This window comes from Marinomonas spartinae (assembly GCF_016461715.1).
GTDB lineage: Bacteria > Pseudomonadota > Gammaproteobacteria > Pseudomonadales > Marinomonadaceae > Marinomonas > Marinomonas spartinae_A.
Genome location: NZ_JAEMUI010000001.1, coordinates 307,565 through 328,823, shown reverse-complemented (window position 1 = coordinate 328,823; position 21,259 = coordinate 307,565). Strand labels below are relative to the sequence as shown.

Below are 21,259 nucleotides of genomic sequence, written 5' to 3'. Positions count from 1 at the left end.
CTATCCTTCTAAGATTTTCTTTACAGGACCAAATGATCGCCTATGAATAGGCGTGATACCATGCTCTTTTAGCGCGGCAAGGTGAACCGCCGTAGGGTAGCCTTTGTGCTTTTCAAAACCGTATTGTGGGTAACACTCAGCCATGGCGATAATCGCTCTATCTCGAGTCACTTTTGCTAAAATAGACGCTGCAGAAATAGCCTCATGACGGGCATCGCCTTTCACCACCGCTTCGGCGTCACACTTCAATTGCTTCGGTACTCGATTGCCATCCACCAAAACATACTCAGGCGCCACCGATAATTTGTCAACCGCACGACTCATTGCCAGCATGCTTGCATGCAAGATATTCATCTCGTCAATTTCTTCAATACTGGCACTGGCAATACCATAAGATAATGCCTTTTCCGTGATTTCTTCAAATAACATTTCACGTTTTTTTTCACTGAGTTTTTTAGAGTCAGCTAACCCATCGATTTTGTTATTTGGGTCTAAAATCACCGCTGCCGCAACCACTTCACCAGCAAGAGGGCCACGCCCTGCTTCATCCACCCCAGCCACAAGATCGCCGAAATACACACTACTAACAAAAGGTTCCATTAATTAATTTTTCCTTGCTGCAGGTCCACTATCGCTTTAGCGGCAACCGCCCCAGCGTCTTTACGCAACAATTGGTGCAACTCTCGGTAATGTTGCTGAATCGATTGATCTCCCCAAAAAGACTGCCAAGTTTGCAATAAACGACGAGCTAGATGAGTCGGCGTTGCATCATCTTGTAATAATTCCGGCACCAAGGCCTCGTTTGCTAACAAGTTTGGTAAAGAGACATAAGGTACTTTCACCATACGAGACACGATCGCATAAGTCAGTTTATTAAAACGATAAGCGACAACCATTGGTCTTTTTACCAGCATGGCTTCCAAGGCAGCCGTTCCCGACGCTAATAAAATGGCATCGCTAGCCGCCATTACTACTCGTGATTTACCGTCAATAACAATGGCTTCCATATGCGCTTCGTGTAAGAGTGCCTCAATTTGCTTTTGGCGCTCATTGTTGGCAGCGGGTATCAAAAAAATGGCCTTAGGCTGCTGTTGCTTAACAAGCTTCATCGCCTCAATAAACAAAGGGGCCAAGCGCCCGACTTCCCCACTACGAGACCCAGGCAAAATACCAAAAACTGGCCCCTCAAGATGGGTTGGTAAATTAAGCAGCTCTCTGGCTTTTTTAGCGTCACTTTCTAGGGGAATCTCATCTGCCAGCGTGTGTCCGACACACACAACAGGGATATTATGCTCATGATAAATAGGCAGTTCAAAAGGAAATAAGGCCAACATTAAATCAACCGATTTTTTAATGTTGAAAATACGTTTTTTACGCCACGCCCAGACAGATGGGCTCACATAATGAATGGTTTTAATACCCTGAGCTTTTAGTTTACGTTCTAGGGGTAAATTAAAATCAGGCGAATCAATACCAATAAAGGCCGTCGGCGGGTTCATCACACAATCATTGTATATACGTTTGCGAATTTTTAACAATTCACATAGACGTCCCAGAACCTCGATCAACCCCATGACCGACAAGCGCTCCATAGGCACTACAGTCTTTAACCCCTGGGCCTCCATTAACGGCCCACCAATTCCTTCAAATACGGCATCAGGTTGCAATTTCTTTAAATGAGCAATAAGACTCGCTCCTAGAATATCACCTGAAGCCTCACCAGCCACTATTACATAACGTGTCACTGACGCCATTTCATATCTTCCATCTTTAATAATAAAAAACCCCGAAATAATCCGGGGTTTTTATAGAGCGATTATTGGGCTATCGGATGATGCCACGTTTAGAGCGCCGAATTGACAAGACAAATTCCGCCACATCCGAAATATGATGAATATCATCTTGCTCAATGTCGTGCAAAGCCTGCTCTAAGGTTAAACCTTTTAAATAAATGATTTTATACGCTTTTCTTAAAGCTCTAATAACATCTTGCGGCACACCGCGGCGACGCATCCCTTCGAAGTTCATTCCATGCGCCTTTGCTGGACTACCAGACACCATCATAAACTGAGGGATATCTTTTGCTACCATGGACCCCATGCCGCACATGCTATAGGAGTTAACCTGACAAAACTGGTGGATTCCCGTGTAGCCACCAAAAATCACAAAATCCCCCACTTTTACATGTCCTGCTAAGGCAGCATAATTGGCAAAAATATTATTATTGCCAATAATACAATCATGCCCAACATGAGTGCTCGCCATAAAGAGATTATGGTCACCGATCTGAGTTATACCATTATCTTGGATCGTACCACGATGTATTGTTGCGTTCTCTCGAATGACATTATGGTCACCAATCACGAGCTTAGTCGGCTCACCTTTGTACTTCTTATCTTGGTTTGCTTCACCAACAGAGGCAAATTGATAAATTTCATTATTCTGACCAATGGTCGTATGGCCGTTGATCACCACATGAGATTTAACAATGCTATTAGAACCAATCTTTACATCAGGCCCAATAACGGAAAAAGGCCCAATCTCTACACTTGGGTCGATTTCGGCTTTTGGGTCAACTAAAGCTGTTGGGTGTATTGCCACTTAAATCTTCCTATCTGCACACATGATCGTTGCGGCACAAACTAACTCACCATCAACCGTTGCTTCACATTCAAATTTCCAGATACCACGCTTTTGCGTGAGAATCTTTGCTTCTAATTGTAGACGATCTCCAGGCACAACAGGACGTTTAAATCGTGCTTTGTCTGATCCAACAAAATAATAAATCGAACCATCAGCGGGTGTTTTATCACTCGTTTTAAAGCCGAGGATACCTGCAGCTTGCGCCATGGCTTCAATGATCAACACCCCAGGCATCACAGGGTGATTAGGGAAATGACCATTAAAAAATGGTTCGTTAATAGTAACATTTTTATAAGCTATAATGGACTCATTCAAATGCAGTTCAACAACACGATCCACCAGTAAAAACGGATACTTATGAGGTAAGTATTGGCGGATTTCATTCACGTCCATCATTTATTATCAACCTTCTCTAAAAACTTATTAACTTGTTGTTTCAGTTGCGCAAATTGCTTTGCCATGTCATCAATTCTTCTAATACGAGCCACGGTACGACGCCATTTACTCGTTGGTTCCATTGCAATTCCAGAAGAGTAAGATCCTGCTTCTAAAATAGAATTAGTGATCATACTCATACCCGTGATATGTACTTTATCTACAACCGTAAGGTGTCCAGCAATACAAACGCCTCCTGAAATAGTACAAAACGAACCAATTTTTGTACTACCAGCTACCACTGTACACCCAGCAATGGCGCTATTATCGCCAATTACAACGTTATGAGCAATTTGTACTTGGTTATCAATTTTGACCCCATTACCAATAGTGGTATTATCTAGAGCCCCTCGATCAATAGTCGTACTAGCACCGACTTCTACATTATCACCAATAATAACGCGACCAATCTGGCTGATTTTCTCCCAACCGTCTTTTTTTGGCGCAAAGCCAAATCCATCGGCACCTATGACAGCACCACTGTGTATGATAGCGTTAGCGCCTATAGTAACATCATGGTAAATGGTCACATTAGGATAAATCGTGGAATTGGCACCAATTTTGGAGCCTCGACTGATCACACAGCCGGCACCTATGACACAACCATGCTCAATCACCACATCATCATCAAGTACTACATTAGGGGCCAACACTACATCTTCTGCCACGGTTGCCGTTTTGGATACAACACAGGTCGAATCTATACCAGACCAACCATGTGTTGCGGGCGCAAATAAGTGAGAAAGTTTAGCAAAGGCTAAATAGGGATTCGCGACAACAATTGCGTTATTGACCAACTCAGCAACCTCATCACTTTTCACTAATACAGCCCCTGCCGAGGTATCGTAAAGTTGGCTTTGATACTTAGGGCTCGCCAAAAAACTTAGCTCATGACTTAGCGCTTTTTCCAACGTCCCCAATCCAGAAATCTGGAGATCGGGATTTCCCTTTACTTTACCTTGAACTTTTTCTGCTAACTGCGCCAAAGTATAGCCCATGATTTACTTACCTTTATTCAGACGATCAATTAATGCTTTTGTAATATCGGAATCGGGTGCAGCATACACTGCAACGTCGCGGTTTATCACTAAATCCAACTTACGTTCTTTAATGATGGCTTTCAGTGCCGCTTCACCTTGTGGTGTCAACTTCTCAATGACACTTTGTTCCAAACCTTGGGCCTGATGTTGCATACCAGCTGCCATAGAACGCAATTGGTTTTCACTTTGCATCAACTCCATACGACGTTTTTTTAAATCTGCTGGACTTAAAGTTAGTTCATCTCGCTTTAATGCGTCGGCTTTTTTCTGAACTTTTTCTTGTTCACTTTTCAAGCGCGCATCCATTTCAGCAACTTGTTTTCTTGGTTCGGCTGATGCTTTTTGACCGATATTGCTTTGCAACAACGCTGCTCTAAAATCCACAACCGCAACATTGTTTGCATGCACACAACCAACCATGAATAAACCAACAAGAGCACCCAATACTTTTTTCATTCTTTATCTCCTCACATACCCATTAGTAATTATTAAAATGTTGTCCCTAACTGGAACTGGAAGAAGTCGGTTTTGTCACCTTCTTTCGCATTCAATGCTTTGGCAATATTAAAGGACAGTGGAGCGATAGGCGTAATCCAAGTCCAACTCAACCCCAAACTGTACCTCAATTCGGAGGGATCAAACCCCTCTTTACACATATTATTTGAAGGCAAACAATGGGATGCAAAGACGTTACCCGCATCTAAAAATAATGCCGTCCGAACCGATTTGTGATCTTCAACACCAGGCATTGGGAAGATCAACTCAGCTGTCGCTGTGGTTAAAATATTTCCCCCTAATGCGGAAGGTGTACTCGTCGATCCTGGTGGATAAGAGTTTTTAGGCCCAAGTGATGAGGCGCTATAACCGCGAACAGAATAACTACCACCAGCAAAATAGTTTTCAAAGAATGGTAATTCATCGCTTGACCCATAGCCACTACCATATCCCAAACGTCCTTTTAAGTGGAATAACCAGAGGTTTGAATGGTCAATATTCCAATACCTCTGGGAATTTAGTCCTACTTTATAATATTCTTGGTCACCCAATGGCGTTGACACTTGCAAACTCGCCGAAGTCGAATAACCGTTCGTCGGCAGTACACCACCAATCAAATCACTATCTGACCAAGTAATGGACCCCAACACATCATTATAAGTATTGCCGTATTTATCGATATAAGAACTGGTTTCAAGCGACGGCGTAGAGCCAAGCTTAACGGTGGTTTTCTTCACCGTTGTACCAAAGGTCAAACGCTGCGTATCAGAAATAGGATAACCGTAGCTTAAACCCAGCCCAATTTCATCTAATTGATAATCCTCAACATCATCAGCGGCATAATCACTGGTTTGATAGAACAGCTGTACGCCTCGGCTAACCCCATTCACGGTAAAATACGGATTAGTGTAATTAATCGCATAGTTCGATGTTTTATTCGATCGCTGCGCATTAAAAGCCAGCTTATTACCTGTGCCTAAGAAATTGGATTTAGAAATACCAAAACCTAGTACAACCCCATCAGAGTCAGAGAAACCAATACTCGCCTGAATACTCCCGGAAGCCTGCTCTTCTACCGATACATCCAAATCCACCTCATCGGTTGTTCCAGGCACACGACGTGTTTTAACATCCACATTACTAAAGAAACCAAGACGCTCAATTCGACGCTTCGAGTCTTCAATTTCAGAGCGTGTTGCCAATGCCCCTTCAAACTGTGTCATTTCACGGCGCAATACTTCATCTTGTGTCTCACTGTTACCGCTAAACACGATGCGGCGAACATACACTTTTGGTCCTGGCGAAATTTGGTAGGTCAGATTCACCTTATGATCAGGTAGCTTTTCCGGAATCACATTCACATTAGCAAACAGATAGCCAAAATCCCCTAACTTATTGGTAATATCTTCAATGGTCTTAGTCACTTTACTGCGCGAGAACAAATCCCCTTTTTTCTGATCGATCTGTTTCCAGACCAAATCTTCTGAAATCGGCAAGCTACCATTCAGTGAAACCTTATTAATTGTATAAGGCTGACCCTCGCTCACATTGATAACGATGTAGACATTACGCTTATCTGGAGACACACTCACTTGGCTCGACACAATCTGGAAATCCAAATAGCCGCGATCAAGGTAAAAACTTTTAAGACTGTCTAAATCCCCTTGCAGCTTCGCTTTAGTGTATTCATCCGCAGAACTAAAGGGGTTCCAAGAAGCACCTTCAATACCGGACTTAAAATCTTTTGTGAGTTGTTCATCAGTAAAATGCTTATTACCAATAATATTGAGGTGAACGATTTTGGCCGTTTTTCCCTCATCAATTTTAATAGCAACATCGACACGATTACGCGGCATTTTTGTTGTCGTCACATCGACTTTGGCACTATAACGTCCCAGCGCATAGTATTGGCGCTGAAGCTCTTGCTGAATTTTATTCAAGGTTTCGGGCTTATAAATTTCCCCAACCTCTAAGCCAGATAATTTTAAACCGCGCTTTAAGTCTTTGGTTTTTATCAGCTCATTACCCTTGATGGTTAAATTACCGATAGAAGGACGCTCCACCACTTTAAAAATCAGCACGCCCTTTTTATTTTCGTAAGCATCAATATTACTGAAGTACCCCGTACCAAAAAGCGATTTAATCGCTTTATAGACTTCATCAGAATCATAAGGTTGCCCTTGCTGAAAACCGATAAGATCAAAAGCCCTAGTTGATGGCATTTGAACCAAGCCATCAATACGAACATCCTCTACATTTTTCGCGACACTTTGCACGCTTATTAAAGCCAACAATACAGCTGAAACGACTTTCACAAATACCTCTCTACAAACGGGCAATATCGTTAAAAATGGCGATTGCCATCAAAGTAAACAATAGAGAAGCCCCAACGCGATAAGCCAGCCCCTGAACTCTCTCAGATACCGGCTTACGACGAATCGCTTCAATGCCAAAAAATACCAAATGCCCCCCATCTAACACGGGAATAGGTAATAAATTAAGCACACCTAAACTCACACTTAGATACGCCATAAACGTCAAAAATGATTGCAAACCAGACTCGGCAGAAGCACTTGCTACTTTTGCAATGGTGATAGGGCCAGACAAATTGTCAATAGAAATTAGCCCATGCAGCATTTTCCCAATAGAAGAAACTGTTAACGATACCATCTTCCATGTTTGATCGGCACCATAAACAAGTGACTGAAGCAGACCAAATTCACGCTCTCGAATCAATCCCGGATCCCACGTTGGAGGAACGACCGCCAACCCAGCATACCCAACATCGGTATTACCCCGGGCGACAGATTGAGGTATCAGGGTTAAATTCACCTGACGACCTGCCCGATCGACCGTTACCGACAAGCTTGAACCTGGGTGATTCTGAACCAGCTGAACAAATTGCTCCCAATCCGTCACGGGCTGATTATCAACCTTTATGACCTTATCCTTGACTTGAAAACCCGCTTTTTTCGCGGCACCATCCTTCAATACTTGCGCAATAACGGGCTCCACTTTAGGCTGCCAAGGCTGTAACCCAAAAGAGGCAATCAAGTTTGTTGGCTCTTTACCCGCCATCCAACGATTTAAAAGGATTTTATCTTCTTGCTTTGCTGACTTTTCATCAGCTTGGTAGCGAACGGTAATGGTTCCACTATCACCAATCAAGTCCGCTAACACTAAATTTACATCTTCCCATGAAGAGACAGGCTTATTATCAATCGCGAGCAACTCATCACCGGGACGCAGATGAGTTTGCGAAACAGGTGAATCGGGCAGCACATTACCGACTTTTGGGACCAGATACTGAATCCCCATTAACGCGACTAAGGCGTAGATGAGGATGGCCAAAATAAAATTAGCAATGGGACCTGCGGCGACAATCGCAATTCGCTGCCAAACAGGTTTATGGTCAAAGGCCTGTTCTTTTAGCGATTCAGGAACATTGCCTTCGCGTCCATCCAACATACGAACATACCCGCCTAACGGGATCATCGCCAAGGTATACTCTGTTCCAGTTTTTCCTACATAACGAAGAATGGGCTTGCCAAAACCGACCGAAAAGCGCAGTACTTTCACTCCACAGCAGCGCGCGATAAAAAAATGTCCAAATTCATGAAAGGTGATCAACACCCCTAAGGCAACGACAATCGACAAAATACTTTCGATCATATCCAGTTTCTCTCAGCAATATACTGTTTCGTCATTACCCGTGCTACTTTATCCGCTGCAAACACAATATCAAGGGAATCAACGGATTGAATGTCAACAGAATGTAAAACCGCCCGATTTACCGTAGCGATATCCAAAAATCGGATATGGCCCTTAGCAAACGCATCAACTGCAACCTCATTTGCTGCGTTAAGAACCGCCATTGCGGTCCCACCAAGATACCAAGCCTCCGCCGCAAGCTGTAAGTTAGGAAAGCGTTCTAAATCGGGCGCTTCAAAATGCAACGACGCCACTTTCACAAAATCCAATGGTTCAACATTGGTTTCCACTCTATTGGGCCAAGTCATGCCATAAGCAATAGGCACCCTCATATCAGGATTACCCATTTGCGCAATCACAGACCCATCTCGATAAGACACCATGGAATGAATAATGCTTTCTGGGTGGACAACTACATCCACTTCTTTTGGCGTGACATTAAATAGCCAACACGCTTCGATTAACTCAAGGCCCTTATTCATCAAACTGGCCGAATCAATGGAAATCTTTTGTCCCATAGACCACTTGGGATGAGCACACGCTTGCGCCAATGTCACCTCTTTCATCGCCTCTAATGACCAGCGTCGAAATGGCCCACCGGAAGCAGTCAAAATAATTTTACTAAAGTCTCGCTTATGGGCCCCATGTTCATCCTGAGGTAGGCTCTGGAAAATAGCGTTATGCTCACTATCAATCGGCAACAAAGTCACACCATACTTAGCCACCTCATCCATAAATAACTGCCCAGCAGTCACTAACGCTTCTTTGTTCGCTAACAAAATGCGTTTTTTGGCTCGAATACCCGCGAGGGTTGGCTTAAGCCCAGCAAACCCCATAATAGCGGCCATCACTTGATCAACTTGACTGTCTTCAGCAATACTGTCTAACGCGTCACTGCCAAACTCAAAAGAAATAGGCAAACCATCGCACAGAGCTGCTACGCGATCTCTAGCCGCCTGCGTCCCCATGACAATCCGCTTTGGCAAAAAACGGCGGCAAATATCTGCCATTTTCTCAACACTTTCGTTGGCCGACGCGCAAGCCAAGAAAAATTTATCAGGGTGCTGCTCAATAATATCCAGTGTGCTTTGACCAATAGAGCCAGTCGCCCCTAACAAACAAATACCTTGCATATTACAGCCACCCAAAGATCGTTAAAAGCAAAACAAAAATGGGAGCGGCGGCAGTCAGGCTATCCACTCTATCCATTACACCGCCATGGCCCGGAATAAGATGACTGGAATCTTTCATGGACTCATGCCGTTTTAACAAGCTCTCCATTAAATCGCCCAATATAGACACAAATACCGTCACTAAGCCGATTATAACCAAAATCCCCCATGCTCTCACATCAAACCCAACTTGATAGGAAAACAGTGCCACACCGATTTGAGTAAAAACCAAACCACCAAGCACACCCTCCCAAGATTTGCCTGGGCTTACTTTAGGGGCTAATTTATGTTTACCAAATGCTTTACCAGAGAAATACGCGCCCGAATCCGCTCCCCAGATAAGTCCCATTAACACCAGAACCCACACAACAAAATTATTGGACTCTTTTAACACCACCATAGCAGACCAAGTTGTAGTCAATACTAAAGCCCCCAAAACAATCCGACTCAAACTAAATCGCCACAGTTTCAAAGAGGGGTAACAGACCACCCAGTAAAGGGCAATCAACCAAACAAGAGGTGCAACATATAAAATACTTTTTTGCCATCCCCACACATGAACAGCAAAACATAACCCAGCGATTACAATGGCGAAGACAAGGCGGGCCAACACTGATTGCACACCGGATAAACGCGCCCACTCCCAGCCAGCAACCAAGACAACCGCTCCCATCGCCAACATAAAACTGGTTGGCCCAAGAATAAACACTGCACAGATAAAGAGAGCGGCCATCACAATGGCGCTTAGAATACGAGGAAATAACATGGTTTACCGACCACCATAACGACGTTGGCGATTTTGATAAATCGAAATGGCATCATCAAAATGCGTTTGATCAAAATCCGGCCATAAAACAGGCAAAAAAACAAACTCGGTATACGCAGTTTGCCACAATAAAAAATTACTTATTCTCTGTTCACCAGAAGTACGAATGAGTAAATCCGGTGCCGGCAAATCCGCCAATTGAATATGCTTTGCCAGCATAGTTTCGTCAATATCATCCACGTTAATATGACCAAGGACAGCCTGTCTAGCCAGCTCTTTGGCAGCTTGGGCTACATCCCAACGCCCCCCGTAGTTAGCCGCAATCACCAATACCATCCCATTATTATCAGCGGTCAACGCTTCAGCCTTGGCAATCTCTTCTTGTAAAAGAGCACTAAAGCCAGAGATTTCCCCCATAATTCTTAGGCGAATCCCATGCTGATTCATACGCTTTACCTGCTTTCTCAATGAACGTACAAACAATCTCATCAAGCCGTCTACTTCGGACTTAGGACGCTTCCAGTTTTCACTGGAAAAAGCAAACAAAGTTAATACCTTAACGCCAGCTTTGGCTGCTATTTCAACGACACGTCTTACCGCCCCCCCTCCCGCTGAGTGGCCAGCGATACTCGGAAGGTGTTTCTTTTTTGCCCAACGATTATTACCATCCATTATAATGGCAATATGAGCAGGAACGACGCCAGAACGATCTTCTGACTCAGCCAAATCTGACATAACTCTACCTTAGTCAATAAAAAGGGCAGGACAGTACCTGCCCTTTTTATTTAGATTTCCATCAAGTCTTTTTCTTTCGCAGCAAGACGCTCTTCTACCAAAGCAACGTACTTATCTGTGACTTTTTGAACTTGATCCTGACCACGACGCTCGTCGTCTTCGGAGATCTCTTTCTCTTTGACTAAATCTTTCAAACTGCCGTTCGCATCACGGCGAATATTGCGGATTGCAATACGACCGTTTTCCGCTTCTGCTTTGGCTTGTTTGAAATAGTTACGACGTGTCTCTTCGGTTAGCGCTGGCATAGGAATACGAATCAAACTACCGTTAGTAGCAGGATTCAAACCAAGATCCGATTTCATAATGGCCTTTTCAATCTCAGGCACCAAGTTACTCTCCCAAGGAGAAACCCCCAAGGTACGAGCATCTTCTACCGTGATGTTTGCCACTTGATTTAACGGTGTTTCAGAACCGTAATAATTCACTTTTACAGAATCAAGAATACTGGGATGCGCACGGCCTGTACGAATTTTATTAAAAGAAGACTCAACCGCTGCAACAGCCTTGGCCATTCTCTCTTCTGCATCTTTAAGAATGTCGTTAATCATAATTTCCTCACTTAATTAGCGTACCTTCATTGCCACCCACAATGATATTAACCAAAGCACCTGGCTTACTCATATTGAATACACGAATTGGCATCGAATGGTCACGAGTCAAACAGATTGCTGTTAAGTCCATGACGCCTAACTGTTTTTCCAAAACCTCATCATAGCCTAATGTATCATATTTCATGGCGGATGGATCTTTCATTGGATCAGAAGAGTAAACCCCGTCGACTTTTGTTGCTTTCAATACAACATCAGCATCAATCTCAATGCCGCGTAAGCAAGCAGCAGAGTCTGTTGTAAAGAAAGGATTCCCTGTACCCGCTGAAAAGATCATCACCTCACCTTCTTTCAGCAAACGCATTGCTCGGCGACGATCATAAGGCTCAACTATCCCCGTCATGGTAATAGCCGACATGACTCGGGTTCGAATATTCGCACGCTCCAAGGCATCACGCATAGCCAAGGCATTCATTACCGTTGCCAACATCCCCATATGGTCACCTGTGACGCGATCCATACCCGCTTGACTCAGAGCTTGACCACGGAACAAGTTACCACCACCAATGACGATCCCAACTTCGACGCCAATACCACGCAATTGACCAATTTCTAACGCAATGCGATTTAATATTTTAGGATCAATACCAAACGGCTCTTCACCCATCAAGGCTTCACCACTTAGTTTCAACAAAATTCGTTTGTAGTTTGGATTTTTTTCTTTTGGCATCTCAATCTCCGGCAATGGTGTTATCTAAAATAACAGACGTGGGCCACTTTCACGACTATCTATAACGCTTGTTTCATAAAAAGGGGCAGATAAACTGCCCCTTTTATAAAAACCTTACAGCAAAAATTAACCTTTAAGCTGAGCCGCCACTTCGGCTGCGAAATCGACTTCGGCAACTTCGATACCTTCACCCACTTCTAAGCGAACGAAAGAAGTGACTGTTGCACCAGCGTCTTTCACAAGTTGACCCACTTTTACTTCTGGGTTTTTAACGAAAGGTTGCTCAACAAGGCTGTTCTCTGCCAAAAATTTCTTCATCCGACCAACAATCATTTTGTCAACAATTTCTGCAGGTTTGCCAGCCATATCAGGCTGAGCACGGATAATTTCTTCTTCTTTAGCCAAAACATCAGCAGGCATATCATCCCCACGGACAACACGAGGAGCCACCGCTGCAATGTGCATAGACACATCTTTAGCTAGCTCAGCATCACCACCTTCTAGCTGTGTCAATACAGCGATTTGACCATTACCGTGCAGGTAACCATTGATCAGACCACCTTCAACAATCACAGCACGACGAGGCGTAATGTTTTCACCGATTTTTTGAACCAACGCTTCACGAGCTTCAAGCATCTCACCTGAAATCACTTTAGCCATATCGGTTTCTTTTGTTTCAAACACAACGTCAGCGACTTTGTTTGCAAAAGAAATAAAACCTTCATCACGAGAAGCAAAGTCAGTTTCAGAGTTCACTTCAACCAACACACCGTAAGAAGCATCGTCAGCCACACGCATGATAATGGTACCTTCAGCAGCAGTACGACCCGCTTTTTTAGCTGCTTTCATACCACTTGATTTACGTAGCTCTTCAATTGCCACTTCAATGTCAGCGTTTGCCGCTGCAAGTGCTTTTTTGCACTCCATCATACCCAAGCCAGTGCGTTCACGTAGCTCTTTTACCAATGCTGCAGATACTGCCGCCATGTCCAAATCCTCTTAATACTATTTCAAATTTAAAAAAGGGGGCGAGATGCCCCCCTTTAGAAACCAGAGCAAACTATAGGGTTCGCTTATGCTTCAGCCGCTTCGTTTACTTCAACAAACTCATCTGCATTTCCAGCCGTCGCAGCGCGACCTTCTAGAACTGCATCAGCGAAAGCGCCAACGTACAACTGAACAGCACGGATAGCATCATCGTTTGCAGGAATAACGTAATCGATACCATCTGGATCACTGTTGGTATCTACAATACCGATAACCGGAATACCAAGCTTGTTTGCTTCTTTGATTGCAATACGCTCGTGATCAACGTCCACAACAAACATAACGTCAGGAAGACCGCCCATATCTTTGATACCACCCATAGAAAGCTCTAGTTTTTCAAGCTCACGAGTACGCATCAAGGCTTCTTTCTTAGTTAGTTTATCGAAAGTACCATCAGACATTTGAGTTTCAAGGTCACGAAGACGCTTGATAGAAGCACGAATGGTTTTGTAGTTTGTCAACATACCACCCAACCAACGGTGGTTAACGTATGGCATACCAGAACGAACAGCTTGTTCTTTGATCGTTTTAGATGCGGCACGTTTTGTACCAACAAACAAAACCTTGTTTTTGTTTTCAGCCATTTTCTTAACAAGCTCAAGCGCTTCGTTAAGAGCTGGAACAGTGTGCTCAAGGTTGATGATATGAATCTTGTTACGAGCACCAAAAATGAAAGGCTTCATTTTTGGGTTCCAGTAACGAGTTTGGTGACCAAAGTGTGAACCAACCTGCAATAGGTCGCGCATAGAAACTGTAGGCATTTTACTATCCTTTAAATTTGGGTTGTTTAAGCTTACCAACCAAGTGCGTCAGCCAGACAAGGTTTCAAGCAACCATTGGCACCCCAGACACACTCACTTTAATGCGGCAAGATCGTTAGTTTTCGTCATTAAGTTTTTGCTTTACTCAGACACAAGTCCAGCAAGCGGGCGATTTATACCATATTTCACCCCAAACCTAAAGACTAAAAGCGAGCTTTTATTCCCCAAGAGTTTGTGTTTTTTTCACTCTAACAGGGGCGATTCTAGGCATTAAGTCATGTAGAATACGATCTATATGTGACAATTTTTACGTTGTGTTATTGCTTGCCGCTAAATCGCAGCAAAACACCAACCCTACATTTAAAAGATATATTACTTATTATGAGCAATGAAATACTAAACAAAATTGAAGAATTAACCCGCAACGGCCGTAGTGATGTACCCAGCTGGACTCCCAAAGCCCCTTCCACGCGATTTACTGATATTAGCGATATCGAAGGCATGCGCGTAGCAGGCAAACTGGCGGCAGATGTACTGGTTATGCTCGAAGAGTTTGTCGTGCCAGGCGTCACCACGGAACAATTGGATATTATTGCCCACAACTACACAGTCGATGTACAAGGGGCCATTCCAGCGCCATTAAACTATCACGGCTTTCCTAAATCCTGTTGCACATCGGTTAATGATGTCATCTGTCATGGCATTCCTAATGACAAGCCACTGAAAAAGGGTGACATTGTTAACATTGACATTACTATCATTAAAGACGGCTACTATGGTGATACCAGTCGCATGTTCTTTGTCGGTCCAGTCGCACCTCATGCAGAACGCCTTTGCGCCGTCACTCAAGAATGCCTTTACTTGGCCATTGACATGGTCAAACCTGGCGTACGTCTTGGTGACATCGGCGCTGCTATTGCCGCTCACGCCCATAAAAATCACTACTCAGTAGTCGAGGAATACTGTGGGCATGGCGTTGGAACGACTTTTCATGGGGAACCACAAGTGGCTCATTACGGCAAACCTGGTACGGGCGTCGTGCTAGAAGAAGGTATGACGCTCACTATCGAGCCCATGATCAATGCAGGAAAAAAACAGGTAAAACACACAGGACCAGACAACTGGATTGCTAAAACCAAAGATGGACGACTTTCTGCACAGTATGAACACACGTTATTAATCACCCAGACTGGCGTCGAAGTATTAACAAGACGTCCTGAGGAAACACGCTTCTTTTAAGAGAAGCGTGGGCTCTTTAATCGTGAGTACTTTTTAAGTATAAGTACTGTAATCACCATAGCCAAACCGTCATCTTGATAACGCTTTTCTGAGGCCTCATATGGATTTTCCTGCTTTTCCTGATGCTCCGCCGCTGCTAACTCCTGAAGAGAAACAAGAGTTATCACAACCTAATTGCTCGGTTTCTCGCTACAAAGCAATTCTGGAAGAAAAAACGGCCGCTTATGATGACCTATTCCATGCTCTTTATCCGATCGAGAAGCTAGTAAAAGGGCTAGCAGCAGTCTACGATGAAGCCTTACAGGCCGCTTGGATTGCCAAAGGGTTAGCCCTAGAGAACAACATAAGCTTATTGGCTGTTGGCGGCTATGGTCGCAGCGAACTCCACCCCAAATCCGACATAGATCTACTCATTTTACTCGATGATGATGCCTCACCCGAAAATGAGAAGATCGAATCCTTCATTACTTTTTTGTGGGACATCAATTTAGATGTCGGCCATAGTGTCAGAACGGTAACTCAATGTACAGAAATGGCGGCCCATGACATCACCATCATCACCAACCTAATCGAATCCAGGACACTGATTGGCCCTGCCGATCTATTGGCAAACCTAAAACTCAATATTGATGTCGCCCACATGTGGGATGGCCACACGTTTTACAAAGCCAAAATAGAAGAGCAAAAACAACGTCATGCAAAATATCAAAATACCGCCTACAACCTTGAACCTAATCTGAAAGAATGTCCAGGTGGCCTCCGCGATATGCAAGTCATCGACTGGGTAGCTAAACGCCATTTACATACCCATCGACTCAGCGCCCTGATTGATAAAAACTTCCTTTCCGAAGATGAGTATATTCAGCTCAAAGGCGCGGTAGGCCATTTATGGCGTATTCGCTGGGCCCTCCACATGATTGCCGGCCGGAAAGAGGATCGCCTTTTATTCGATCACCAACGCACCCTATCAAAAGTCTTTGGCTTTGAGGATGACGACCTAAAACGCAATGTAGAACGCTTTATGCAAGGCTATTATCAAAGCGTGGCCGCCATCCAGCAACTTAACGACTTACTACTTCAACACTTTGAAGAATCGTTTTTGCTGATTGATGAAGAAGACACCATCGAGATCATCAATGAGCGTTTCCAGATTTGCAATGGCCAACTTGAAGCCACCAGCCCCACTCTTTTTCAAGATACACCATCCGCTATGCTCGAAATGTATGTCTTAAGAGGCAATCGAGAAGATATCAAAAGCATTCGTGCCAACACCATGCGCCAATTACGCGACAGCTTAGATCTAGTTGATGACGATTTTAGAACCAATCGCCAGAATACTGATTTCTTTTTAGACATTATATCAAGCCGTTATCGACTGACCAGCACACTTCGTTCCATGAAACACATTGGTTTGTTAGGCCGCTATCTTCCCGAATTTGGTGCCATCATTGGGCAAATGCAGCATGACCTTTTTCACATTTATACGGTTGACGCTCATACCCTACAATTAGTAGAAAACCTGCGCCGCTTGTGGCTACCGGAAGCCAAGCAGCAGTTTCCCATTTCAACTCAAGCCATGCGCCATATCCCGAAACCTGAGCTGCTATACATTGCCGGCCTCTACCATGACATTGCAAAAGGACGCGGCGGAGACCACTCGGAGCTTGGCTGTGTTGATGCACAAGCCTTTTGCGAACGCCACAGACTGCCAAAAAAAGACACAGATCTCGTCGTTTGGCTTGTTCGCAACCACCTATTTATGTCCGTAACCGCACAACGTAAGGACATCTCTGATCCTGAAGTCATTTGGGAATTTGCAAGTTATGTTAAAGATCAAGAGCACCTAGATTATCTCTTTATCTTGACAGTCGCCGACATCAATGCCACTAACCCAACCATGTGGAACAGTTGGCGAGCTTCCCTGATGCGCCAACTGTATTTAGAAACCAAACGCGCTTTGCGCCGTGGGCTTGATTACCCTATTGATGCCGACATGCAAAGCGACGAACACAAACAGCGTGCTTTGGAAATCATTATTGAGCGCAACGTTGATATTGTGGATGCGGAAAATGTTTGGAACAAAATAGAGGAAGAATATTTTATTCGCTCCAATGGTGAAGAAATCGCCTGGAACACGGAAGCCATTCTTCGTCACCGCCCGAGCGAAAAACCTCTCGTCGCAATCAGTCCACTAGGCGGAAGAAACTTTTCAGGGGCAAGCAAAGTCTTCATTTACACAAAAAACAACAAACACCTGTTCGCGGTGACAGCTACCCTATTCGAACAGCTCGGGCTCACCATATTAGACGCAAAAATCAGCAACACCACGGACAACTATACACTTGATAGCTTTGTGGTCATGGACATTAACGACAACGAAACCAGCTTACATCTGGACAAAGGACGCATTACCTTTATCCGCGAAACCCTAACCGAGCAATTGGACAACCCATCTTTATACGAAAGTGTGATTCAGCGCTATACACCACGCATCTTAAAAATATTTAATTCACCCGCCACCGCACATTTTGTCAGCCAACCTGAAGAAGTTTGGTCCGCAATAGAAGTAACCGCACCAGATCGACCAGGGCTACTCGCCTTAATTGGGCAGCTTTTTATGAACCAGAATATTATGCTACATAAAGCGAAAATTGCTACATTAGGTGAACGTGTAGAAGATACCTTTTACGTGACAGAAGAAGATGGCAGGTTGATTACCGATCCAGAAAGGATGGACACCATCTGCACTCTATTAAAAGAAAAAATTGACCGTTTTTCACAAGCCATGGATTGAGACAAAATGAACCCATTTATTCGCTCTTTACACCCATACCCTTTTCAAAAACTTGCTGAGCTTTTGGAAGGACTAACACCCAATCCAGAGAAACCGCTTATTCGGCTGACCATTGGCGAGCCCCAACACGAGTCGCCTCAGTGCGTACTTGATAAGTTAGCAGACAGCCTAAAAAGCGGTGTCAGCAAATACCCCAATACAAAAGGCGAACTGCCTCTACGCAAAGCCATCGCAGAATGGGCAAAAAAACGTTTTCACTTGAGTGCAATCGACCCTGAGAGTCAAATTTTACCCGTAACAGGCACACGAGAAGCCCTTTTTGCCATTACACAAACTTTAGTCGGCGAAAAATCAAACGCCCTTGTGGTTAGCCCAAATCCATTCTATCAAATCTACGAAGGCGCAGGCATTTTAGCGGGTGCAGAACTGCACTACTTACCTTGCGGCCCTGAAACGAATTATCAAATTAATTACCAAGACATCAGTGATGACGTGTGGCAACGCTGCGAAGTGCTATTTGTCTGCTCACCAAGCAACCCCAGCGGCAGCGTCACAACACTCGATGACTATGCTTACCTACTTGAAAAAGCCAGAACATTTGATTTCACCATTGTTGCCGACGAATGTTATTCGGAAATTTATTTTGACAATAAACCACCACTGGGCCTCCTTGAGGCCTGCCAACAATTAGGTAATACCAGCTACGACCATTGCTTAATTTTTCAATCGCTATCGAAACGCTCCAACCTCCCCGGCTTACGATCCGGTTTTGTTGCTGGTGATGCCAACATTTTAAAACCTTTTTTACTCTATCGCACTTATCAAGGCTGTTCGATGCCGATTCACCATCAAGAGGCCTCGATAGTCGCTTGGCAGGATGAAGAGCACGTCGAGAAAAACCGTGACATATATACGCGAAAATTTACTAGTGTGTTAGAGATATTGGCCCCTATTATGAAAGTCAGCAAACCCGAAGCAGGCTTCTATTTGTGGCCAGAACTCGAAATAGATGATGAAACATTCTGCACCGAACTCTATCAGCAAGAAAGTGTACTGGTACTGCCCGGCAGCTATCTAGGACGCCAAATTAATGGCTACAACCCTGGCAGCAAGCATATACGCATGGCTCTGGTTGCAGAGGAAGCGCAATGTGTTGAAGCGGCACAACGAATCCGCCATTTTATCACCAATAATCAACATCTTATAACCAAACATCAATAACTTAACCCTATCCCCTTAAAGCAACTCAACGGAGAACATAATGAGTGATCAAATTTTTGCATTCGGTCTTGGTATCGGAACACAAAACAAAGAAGGCAATTGGCTAGAAGTCTTCTACTCCGCACCCTGCATTGATGTAGAAAAAAGCACCCTCGATGCACTACTAGAAAGCACAAATTACGAAGGTGGCAACAGCACTTTAGTACTAGATGACAGCGACCTAAACCGCCTACACATGAGCCTACTAAAAGCGGGCAACATTGAGCAAGCCGAACTGGCCTCACGCCTGAAAGCGTCTTCTCAACCGATTGTATTGTGCATCCTAGCAACCGATGAGGCCCCAACGAATCCTGCTGAAGTTTACTTAAAGCTCCAACTGATCTCTCATCGTTTGGTAAAACCTCACGGCACCGTGCTTGATGGCATGTTTGGTCTACTGATCAACACTGCATGGACCAGCGAGGGCCCTATCGATGTGCGCGAACTTGCTGACCGTCAACTAACCGCCCGTATGCAAGGCCGCACTATTGAAGTATTCAGCGTTGATAAGTTCCCTAAAATGGCCAACTTTGTAGTACCAAGCGGTATTCGTATCGGCAACGCCGCCCGTATTCGCTTGGGGGCTCACCTTGGCGAAGGCACAACCGTCATGCACGAAGGATTCTGCAACTTTAACGCAGGCACATTAGGCAACAGCATGGTTGAAGGACGTATTTCTGCTGGTGTCGTTGTTGGCGAAGGCTCTGATCTTGGCGCTGGTTGCTCTACTATGGGCACGCTTTCTGGCGGTGGCAACATCGTCATAGGCATTGGCGAAAAATGCCTTGTTGGCGCCAACGCGGGCATCGGTATCGGCCTAGGAGATCGCTGTACGGTTGAAGCTGGACTGTATGTGACAGCTGGCCAAAAAGTACTGGTTCGTGACAGCAATGGCGAGCACGTTGCAACCGTTAAAGCTCGCGAGCTTTCTGGCAAATCAGATTTGCTCTTTATCCGTAACTCCGAAACCGGCGCCGTTGAATGCCGCACGAATAAAACAGCCATTGCCCTAAACGAAGAGCTACACACTCATAACTAAATCCAAGTCATGATTTTGATTTGACTGCTCAACGAAACAAGCTTGAGCAGTCAATGATGACCAGCACAAAAACCAACATTCGACTAATGACTAAACAGATATAAGATAAGGAAACAAAACATGGTCGACATTTACGGCATTAAAAATTGCGACACCATGAAAAAAGCATTTCACTGGTTAGACGAGAACAACATCGAGTACACCTTTCACGACTACAAAAAAGAAGGTGTGGATGAAACACAGACAAAACAGTGGCTTGAGCAATTAGGCTGGGAAAGCATCATCAACAAACGCGGCACCACATGGCGAAAACTAGACGATGAAACCAAACATGCCATGAATAATGAACTGGCGCTAAGCACCATTCTAGAACAACCTTCGATCATTAAGCGTCCATTGCTAATTAAAAACAATGAGATTATCTTAGGATTCAAGCCATCTGATTATCAAGCTATCTTTCAATAAAATAGGACTCAGGTTTATCCAATCACAGCATTTGTTAATACAGCTAAGCGCCAATGAGGTGACAATGATCCATTGGTAAAATGGTCGGCTTTAGCGAAGGACTGGCGTGTATATTTGTGGAGATGACGACGGTTGTCTTACAACAGGCGTAATACTGGGTGTATATCCATTAATCGAGTCATCAGAGCGTATAACAGGAACATAATAAGATTGCTCAACAACGGGCTGGGGCATAAGCCAGCTACAGCCACTGGCCAACAGCCCTAACATAATAACCATACTAAATTTCATAACCCACCTTGTGATAACACCCGAGCTA

Annotated in this window: 21 protein-coding genes; 5 read left to right on the top strand and 16 right to left on the bottom strand. The window is 44.3% G+C overall.

The window, feature by feature from the left end; genetic code table 11:
• The 15 genes from rnhB to rpsB form a co-directional block, all read right to left on the bottom strand.
• Entirely contained in the window at positions 1-600 is a 600-nt protein-coding gene (rnhB, locus tag JHD45_RS01490; RefSeq protein WP_199474374.1) for a ribonuclease HII, read from the bottom strand.
• Positions 600-1,754, bottom strand: a complete 1,155-nt coding sequence (lpxB, locus tag JHD45_RS01485) for a lipid-A-disaccharide synthase (protein ID WP_199474373.1) — start codon at positions 1,752-1,754, stop codon at positions 600-602. The genes rnhB and lpxB overlap by 1 nt, the downstream gene beginning before the upstream one ends.
• A 70-nt stretch (positions 1,755-1,824) precedes the next feature.
• Positions 1,825-2,601, bottom strand: coding sequence for an acyl-ACP--UDP-N-acetylglucosamine O-acyltransferase (gene lpxA, locus JHD45_RS01480; protein ID WP_199474372.1), 777 nt, complete (start codon positions 2,599-2,601; stop codon positions 1,825-1,827).
• Entirely contained in the window at positions 2,602-3,039 is a 438-nt protein-coding gene (fabZ, locus tag JHD45_RS01475) for a 3-hydroxyacyl-ACP dehydratase FabZ (protein ID WP_067013819.1), read from the bottom strand.
• Entirely contained in the window at positions 3,036-4,076 is a 1,041-nt protein-coding gene (gene lpxD / locus JHD45_RS01470; RefSeq protein ID WP_199474370.1) for a UDP-3-O-(3-hydroxymyristoyl)glucosamine N-acyltransferase, read from the bottom strand. Before lpxD ends, fabZ begins: the two co-directional genes overlap by 4 nt.
• Before the next feature lie 3 nt (positions 4,077-4,079).
• Positions 4,080-4,574: an OmpH family outer membrane protein gene (locus JHD45_RS01465; RefSeq protein WP_199474368.1), complete on the bottom strand. Its 495-nt coding sequence runs from the start codon at positions 4,572-4,574 to the stop codon at positions 4,080-4,082.
• Positions 4,575-4,606: 32 nt separating this feature from the next.
• A complete protein-coding gene (gene bamA / locus JHD45_RS01460; protein ID WP_199474366.1) occupies positions 4,607-6,928 on the bottom strand; it encodes an outer membrane protein assembly factor BamA in 2,322 nt (773 codons plus the stop codon).
• A 10-nt stretch (positions 6,929-6,938) separates the two neighbouring features.
• The gene (gene rseP / locus JHD45_RS01455) at positions 6,939-8,285 is read right to left on the bottom strand and encodes a sigma E protease regulator RseP (RefSeq protein ID WP_199474364.1); all 1,347 of its coding nucleotides are present in this window, start codon (positions 8,283-8,285) and stop codon (positions 6,939-6,941) included.
• Positions 8,282-9,457 carry a 1-deoxy-D-xylulose-5-phosphate reductoisomerase gene (ispC, locus tag JHD45_RS01450; RefSeq protein ID WP_199474362.1) on the bottom strand — a complete coding sequence of 392 codons (1,176 nt, stop codon included), beginning with the start codon at positions 9,455-9,457 and terminating at the stop codon, positions 8,282-8,284. Before ispC ends, rseP begins: the two co-directional genes overlap by 4 nt.
• 1 nt (position 9,458) lies before the next feature.
• Positions 9,459-10,262, bottom strand: coding sequence for a phosphatidate cytidylyltransferase (locus JHD45_RS01445; protein ID WP_199474360.1), 804 nt, complete (start codon positions 10,260-10,262; stop codon positions 9,459-9,461).
• A 3-nt stretch (positions 10,263-10,265) separates the two neighbouring features.
• Positions 10,266-10,997, bottom strand: coding sequence for an isoprenyl transferase (locus tag JHD45_RS01440; protein ID WP_199474358.1), 732 nt, complete (start codon positions 10,995-10,997; stop codon positions 10,266-10,268).
• Between the two features lie 50 nt (positions 10,998-11,047).
• Positions 11,048-11,605 carry a ribosome recycling factor gene (gene frr, locus JHD45_RS01435; protein WP_199474356.1) on the bottom strand — a complete coding sequence of 186 codons (558 nt, stop codon included), beginning with the start codon at positions 11,603-11,605 and terminating at the stop codon, positions 11,048-11,050.
• Positions 11,606-11,612: 7 nt separating this feature from the next.
• Complete coding sequence (pyrH, locus tag JHD45_RS01430) at positions 11,613-12,335, bottom strand: UMP kinase (RefSeq protein WP_067013801.1); 723 nt, start codon at positions 12,333-12,335, stop codon at positions 11,613-11,615.
• Between the two features lie 126 nt (positions 12,336-12,461).
• Positions 12,462-13,322, bottom strand: coding sequence for a translation elongation factor Ts (tsf, locus tag JHD45_RS01425; RefSeq protein WP_199474355.1), 861 nt, complete (start codon positions 13,320-13,322; stop codon positions 12,462-12,464).
• Between the two features lie 86 nt (positions 13,323-13,408).
• Positions 13,409-14,143 (bottom strand): 30S ribosomal protein S2, encoded by a 735-nt coding sequence (rpsB, locus tag JHD45_RS01420; RefSeq protein WP_199474354.1) that lies wholly within the window; start codon positions 14,141-14,143, stop codon positions 13,409-13,411.
• Positions 14,144-14,524: 381 nt separating this feature from the next.
• Between rpsB and map the strand changes: the two genes are divergently transcribed.
• The 5 genes from map to JHD45_RS01395 all read left to right on the top strand — a co-directional run bounded on the left by map (position 14,525) and on the right by JHD45_RS01395 (position 20,940).
• The gene (gene map, locus JHD45_RS01415; protein ID WP_199474353.1) at positions 14,525-15,382 is read left to right on the top strand and encodes a type I methionyl aminopeptidase; all 858 of its coding nucleotides are present in this window, start codon (positions 14,525-14,527) and stop codon (positions 15,380-15,382) included.
• A gap of 100 nt (positions 15,383-15,482) precedes the next feature.
• Positions 15,483-18,176, top strand: coding sequence for a [protein-PII] uridylyltransferase (glnD, locus tag JHD45_RS01410; RefSeq protein WP_199474352.1), 2,694 nt, complete (start codon positions 15,483-15,485; stop codon positions 18,174-18,176).
• 6 nt (positions 18,177-18,182) lie between these two features.
• Positions 18,183-19,397: a succinyldiaminopimelate transaminase gene (gene dapC / locus JHD45_RS01405; protein WP_199474351.1), complete on the top strand. Its 1,215-nt coding sequence runs from the start codon at positions 18,183-18,185 to the stop codon at positions 19,395-19,397.
• Between the two features lie 40 nt (positions 19,398-19,437).
• Complete coding sequence (gene dapD / locus JHD45_RS01400; RefSeq protein ID WP_199474350.1) at positions 19,438-20,475, top strand: 2,3,4,5-tetrahydropyridine-2,6-dicarboxylate N-succinyltransferase; 1,038 nt, start codon at positions 19,438-19,440, stop codon at positions 20,473-20,475.
• Between the two features lie 120 nt (positions 20,476-20,595).
• Positions 20,596-20,940 (top strand): ArsC family reductase, encoded by a 345-nt coding sequence (locus JHD45_RS01395; RefSeq protein WP_199474348.1) that lies wholly within the window; start codon positions 20,596-20,598, stop codon positions 20,938-20,940.
• A gap of 90 nt (positions 20,941-21,030) precedes the next feature.
• On the opposite strand, the gene JHD45_RS01390 is transcribed toward JHD45_RS01395, so the two are convergent.
• Complete coding sequence (locus tag JHD45_RS01390) at positions 21,031-21,231, bottom strand: hypothetical protein (protein WP_199474346.1); 201 nt, start codon at positions 21,229-21,231, stop codon at positions 21,031-21,033.
• Between the last annotated feature and the right edge of the window lie 28 nt (positions 21,232-21,259).

Bases quoted from the DNA above. Each gene is read 5' to 3' on its own strand.
- JHD45_RS01390 (WP_199474346.1), bottom strand. From the start codon at position 21,231: ATGAAATTTAGTATGGTTATTATGTTAGGGCTGTTGGCCAGTGGCTGT.
- glnD (WP_199474352.1), top strand. From the start codon at position 15,483: ATGGATTTTCCTGCTTTTCCTGATGCTCCGCCGCTGCTAACTCCTGAA.
- rpsB (WP_199474354.1), bottom strand. From the start codon at position 14,143: ATGCCTACAGTTTCTATGCGCGACCTATTGCAGGTTGGTTCACACTTT.
- fabZ (WP_067013819.1), bottom strand. From the start codon at position 3,039: ATGATGGACGTGAATGAAATCCGCCAATACTTACCTCATAAGTATCCG.
- dapC (WP_199474351.1), top strand. From the start codon at position 18,183: ATGAACCCATTTATTCGCTCTTTACACCCATACCCTTTTCAAAAACTT.
- JHD45_RS01440 (WP_199474358.1), bottom strand. From the start codon at position 10,997: ATGTCAGATTTGGCTGAGTCAGAAGATCGTTCTGGCGTCGTTCCTGCT.
- JHD45_RS01465 (WP_199474368.1), bottom strand. From the start codon at position 4,574: ATGAAAAAAGTATTGGGTGCTCTTGTTGGTTTATTCATGGTTGGTTGT.
- lpxD (WP_199474370.1), bottom strand. From the start codon at position 4,076: ATGGGCTATACTTTGGCGCAGTTAGCAGAAAAAGTTCAAGGTAAAGTA.
- frr (WP_199474356.1), bottom strand. From the start codon at position 11,605: ATGATTAACGACATTCTTAAAGATGCAGAAGAGAGAATGGCCAAGGCT.
- ispC (WP_199474362.1), bottom strand. From the start codon at position 9,457: ATGCAAGGTATTTGTTTGTTAGGGGCGACTGGCTCTATTGGTCAAAGC.
- tsf (WP_199474355.1), bottom strand. From the start codon at position 13,322: ATGGCGGCAGTATCTGCAGCATTGGTAAAAGAGCTACGTGAACGCACT.
- JHD45_RS01445 (WP_199474360.1), bottom strand. From the start codon at position 10,262: ATGTTATTTCCTCGTATTCTAAGCGCCATTGTGATGGCCGCTCTCTTT.
- pyrH (WP_067013801.1), bottom strand. From the start codon at position 12,335: ATGCCAAAAGAAAAAAATCCAAACTACAAACGAATTTTGTTGAAACTA.
- dapD (WP_199474350.1), top strand. From the start codon at position 19,438: ATGAGTGATCAAATTTTTGCATTCGGTCTTGGTATCGGAACACAAAAC.
- rseP (WP_199474364.1), bottom strand. From the start codon at position 8,285: ATGATCGAAAGTATTTTGTCGATTGTCGTTGCCTTAGGGGTGTTGATC.
- JHD45_RS01395 (WP_199474348.1), top strand. From the start codon at position 20,596: ATGGTCGACATTTACGGCATTAAAAATTGCGACACCATGAAAAAAGCA.
- map (WP_199474353.1), top strand. From the start codon at position 14,525: ATGAGCAATGAAATACTAAACAAAATTGAAGAATTAACCCGCAACGGC.
- rnhB (WP_199474374.1), bottom strand. From the start codon at position 600: ATGGAACCTTTTGTTAGTAGTGTGTATTTCGGCGATCTTGTGGCTGGG.
- lpxB (WP_199474373.1), bottom strand. From the start codon at position 1,754: ATGGCGTCAGTGACACGTTATGTAATAGTGGCTGGTGAGGCTTCAGGT.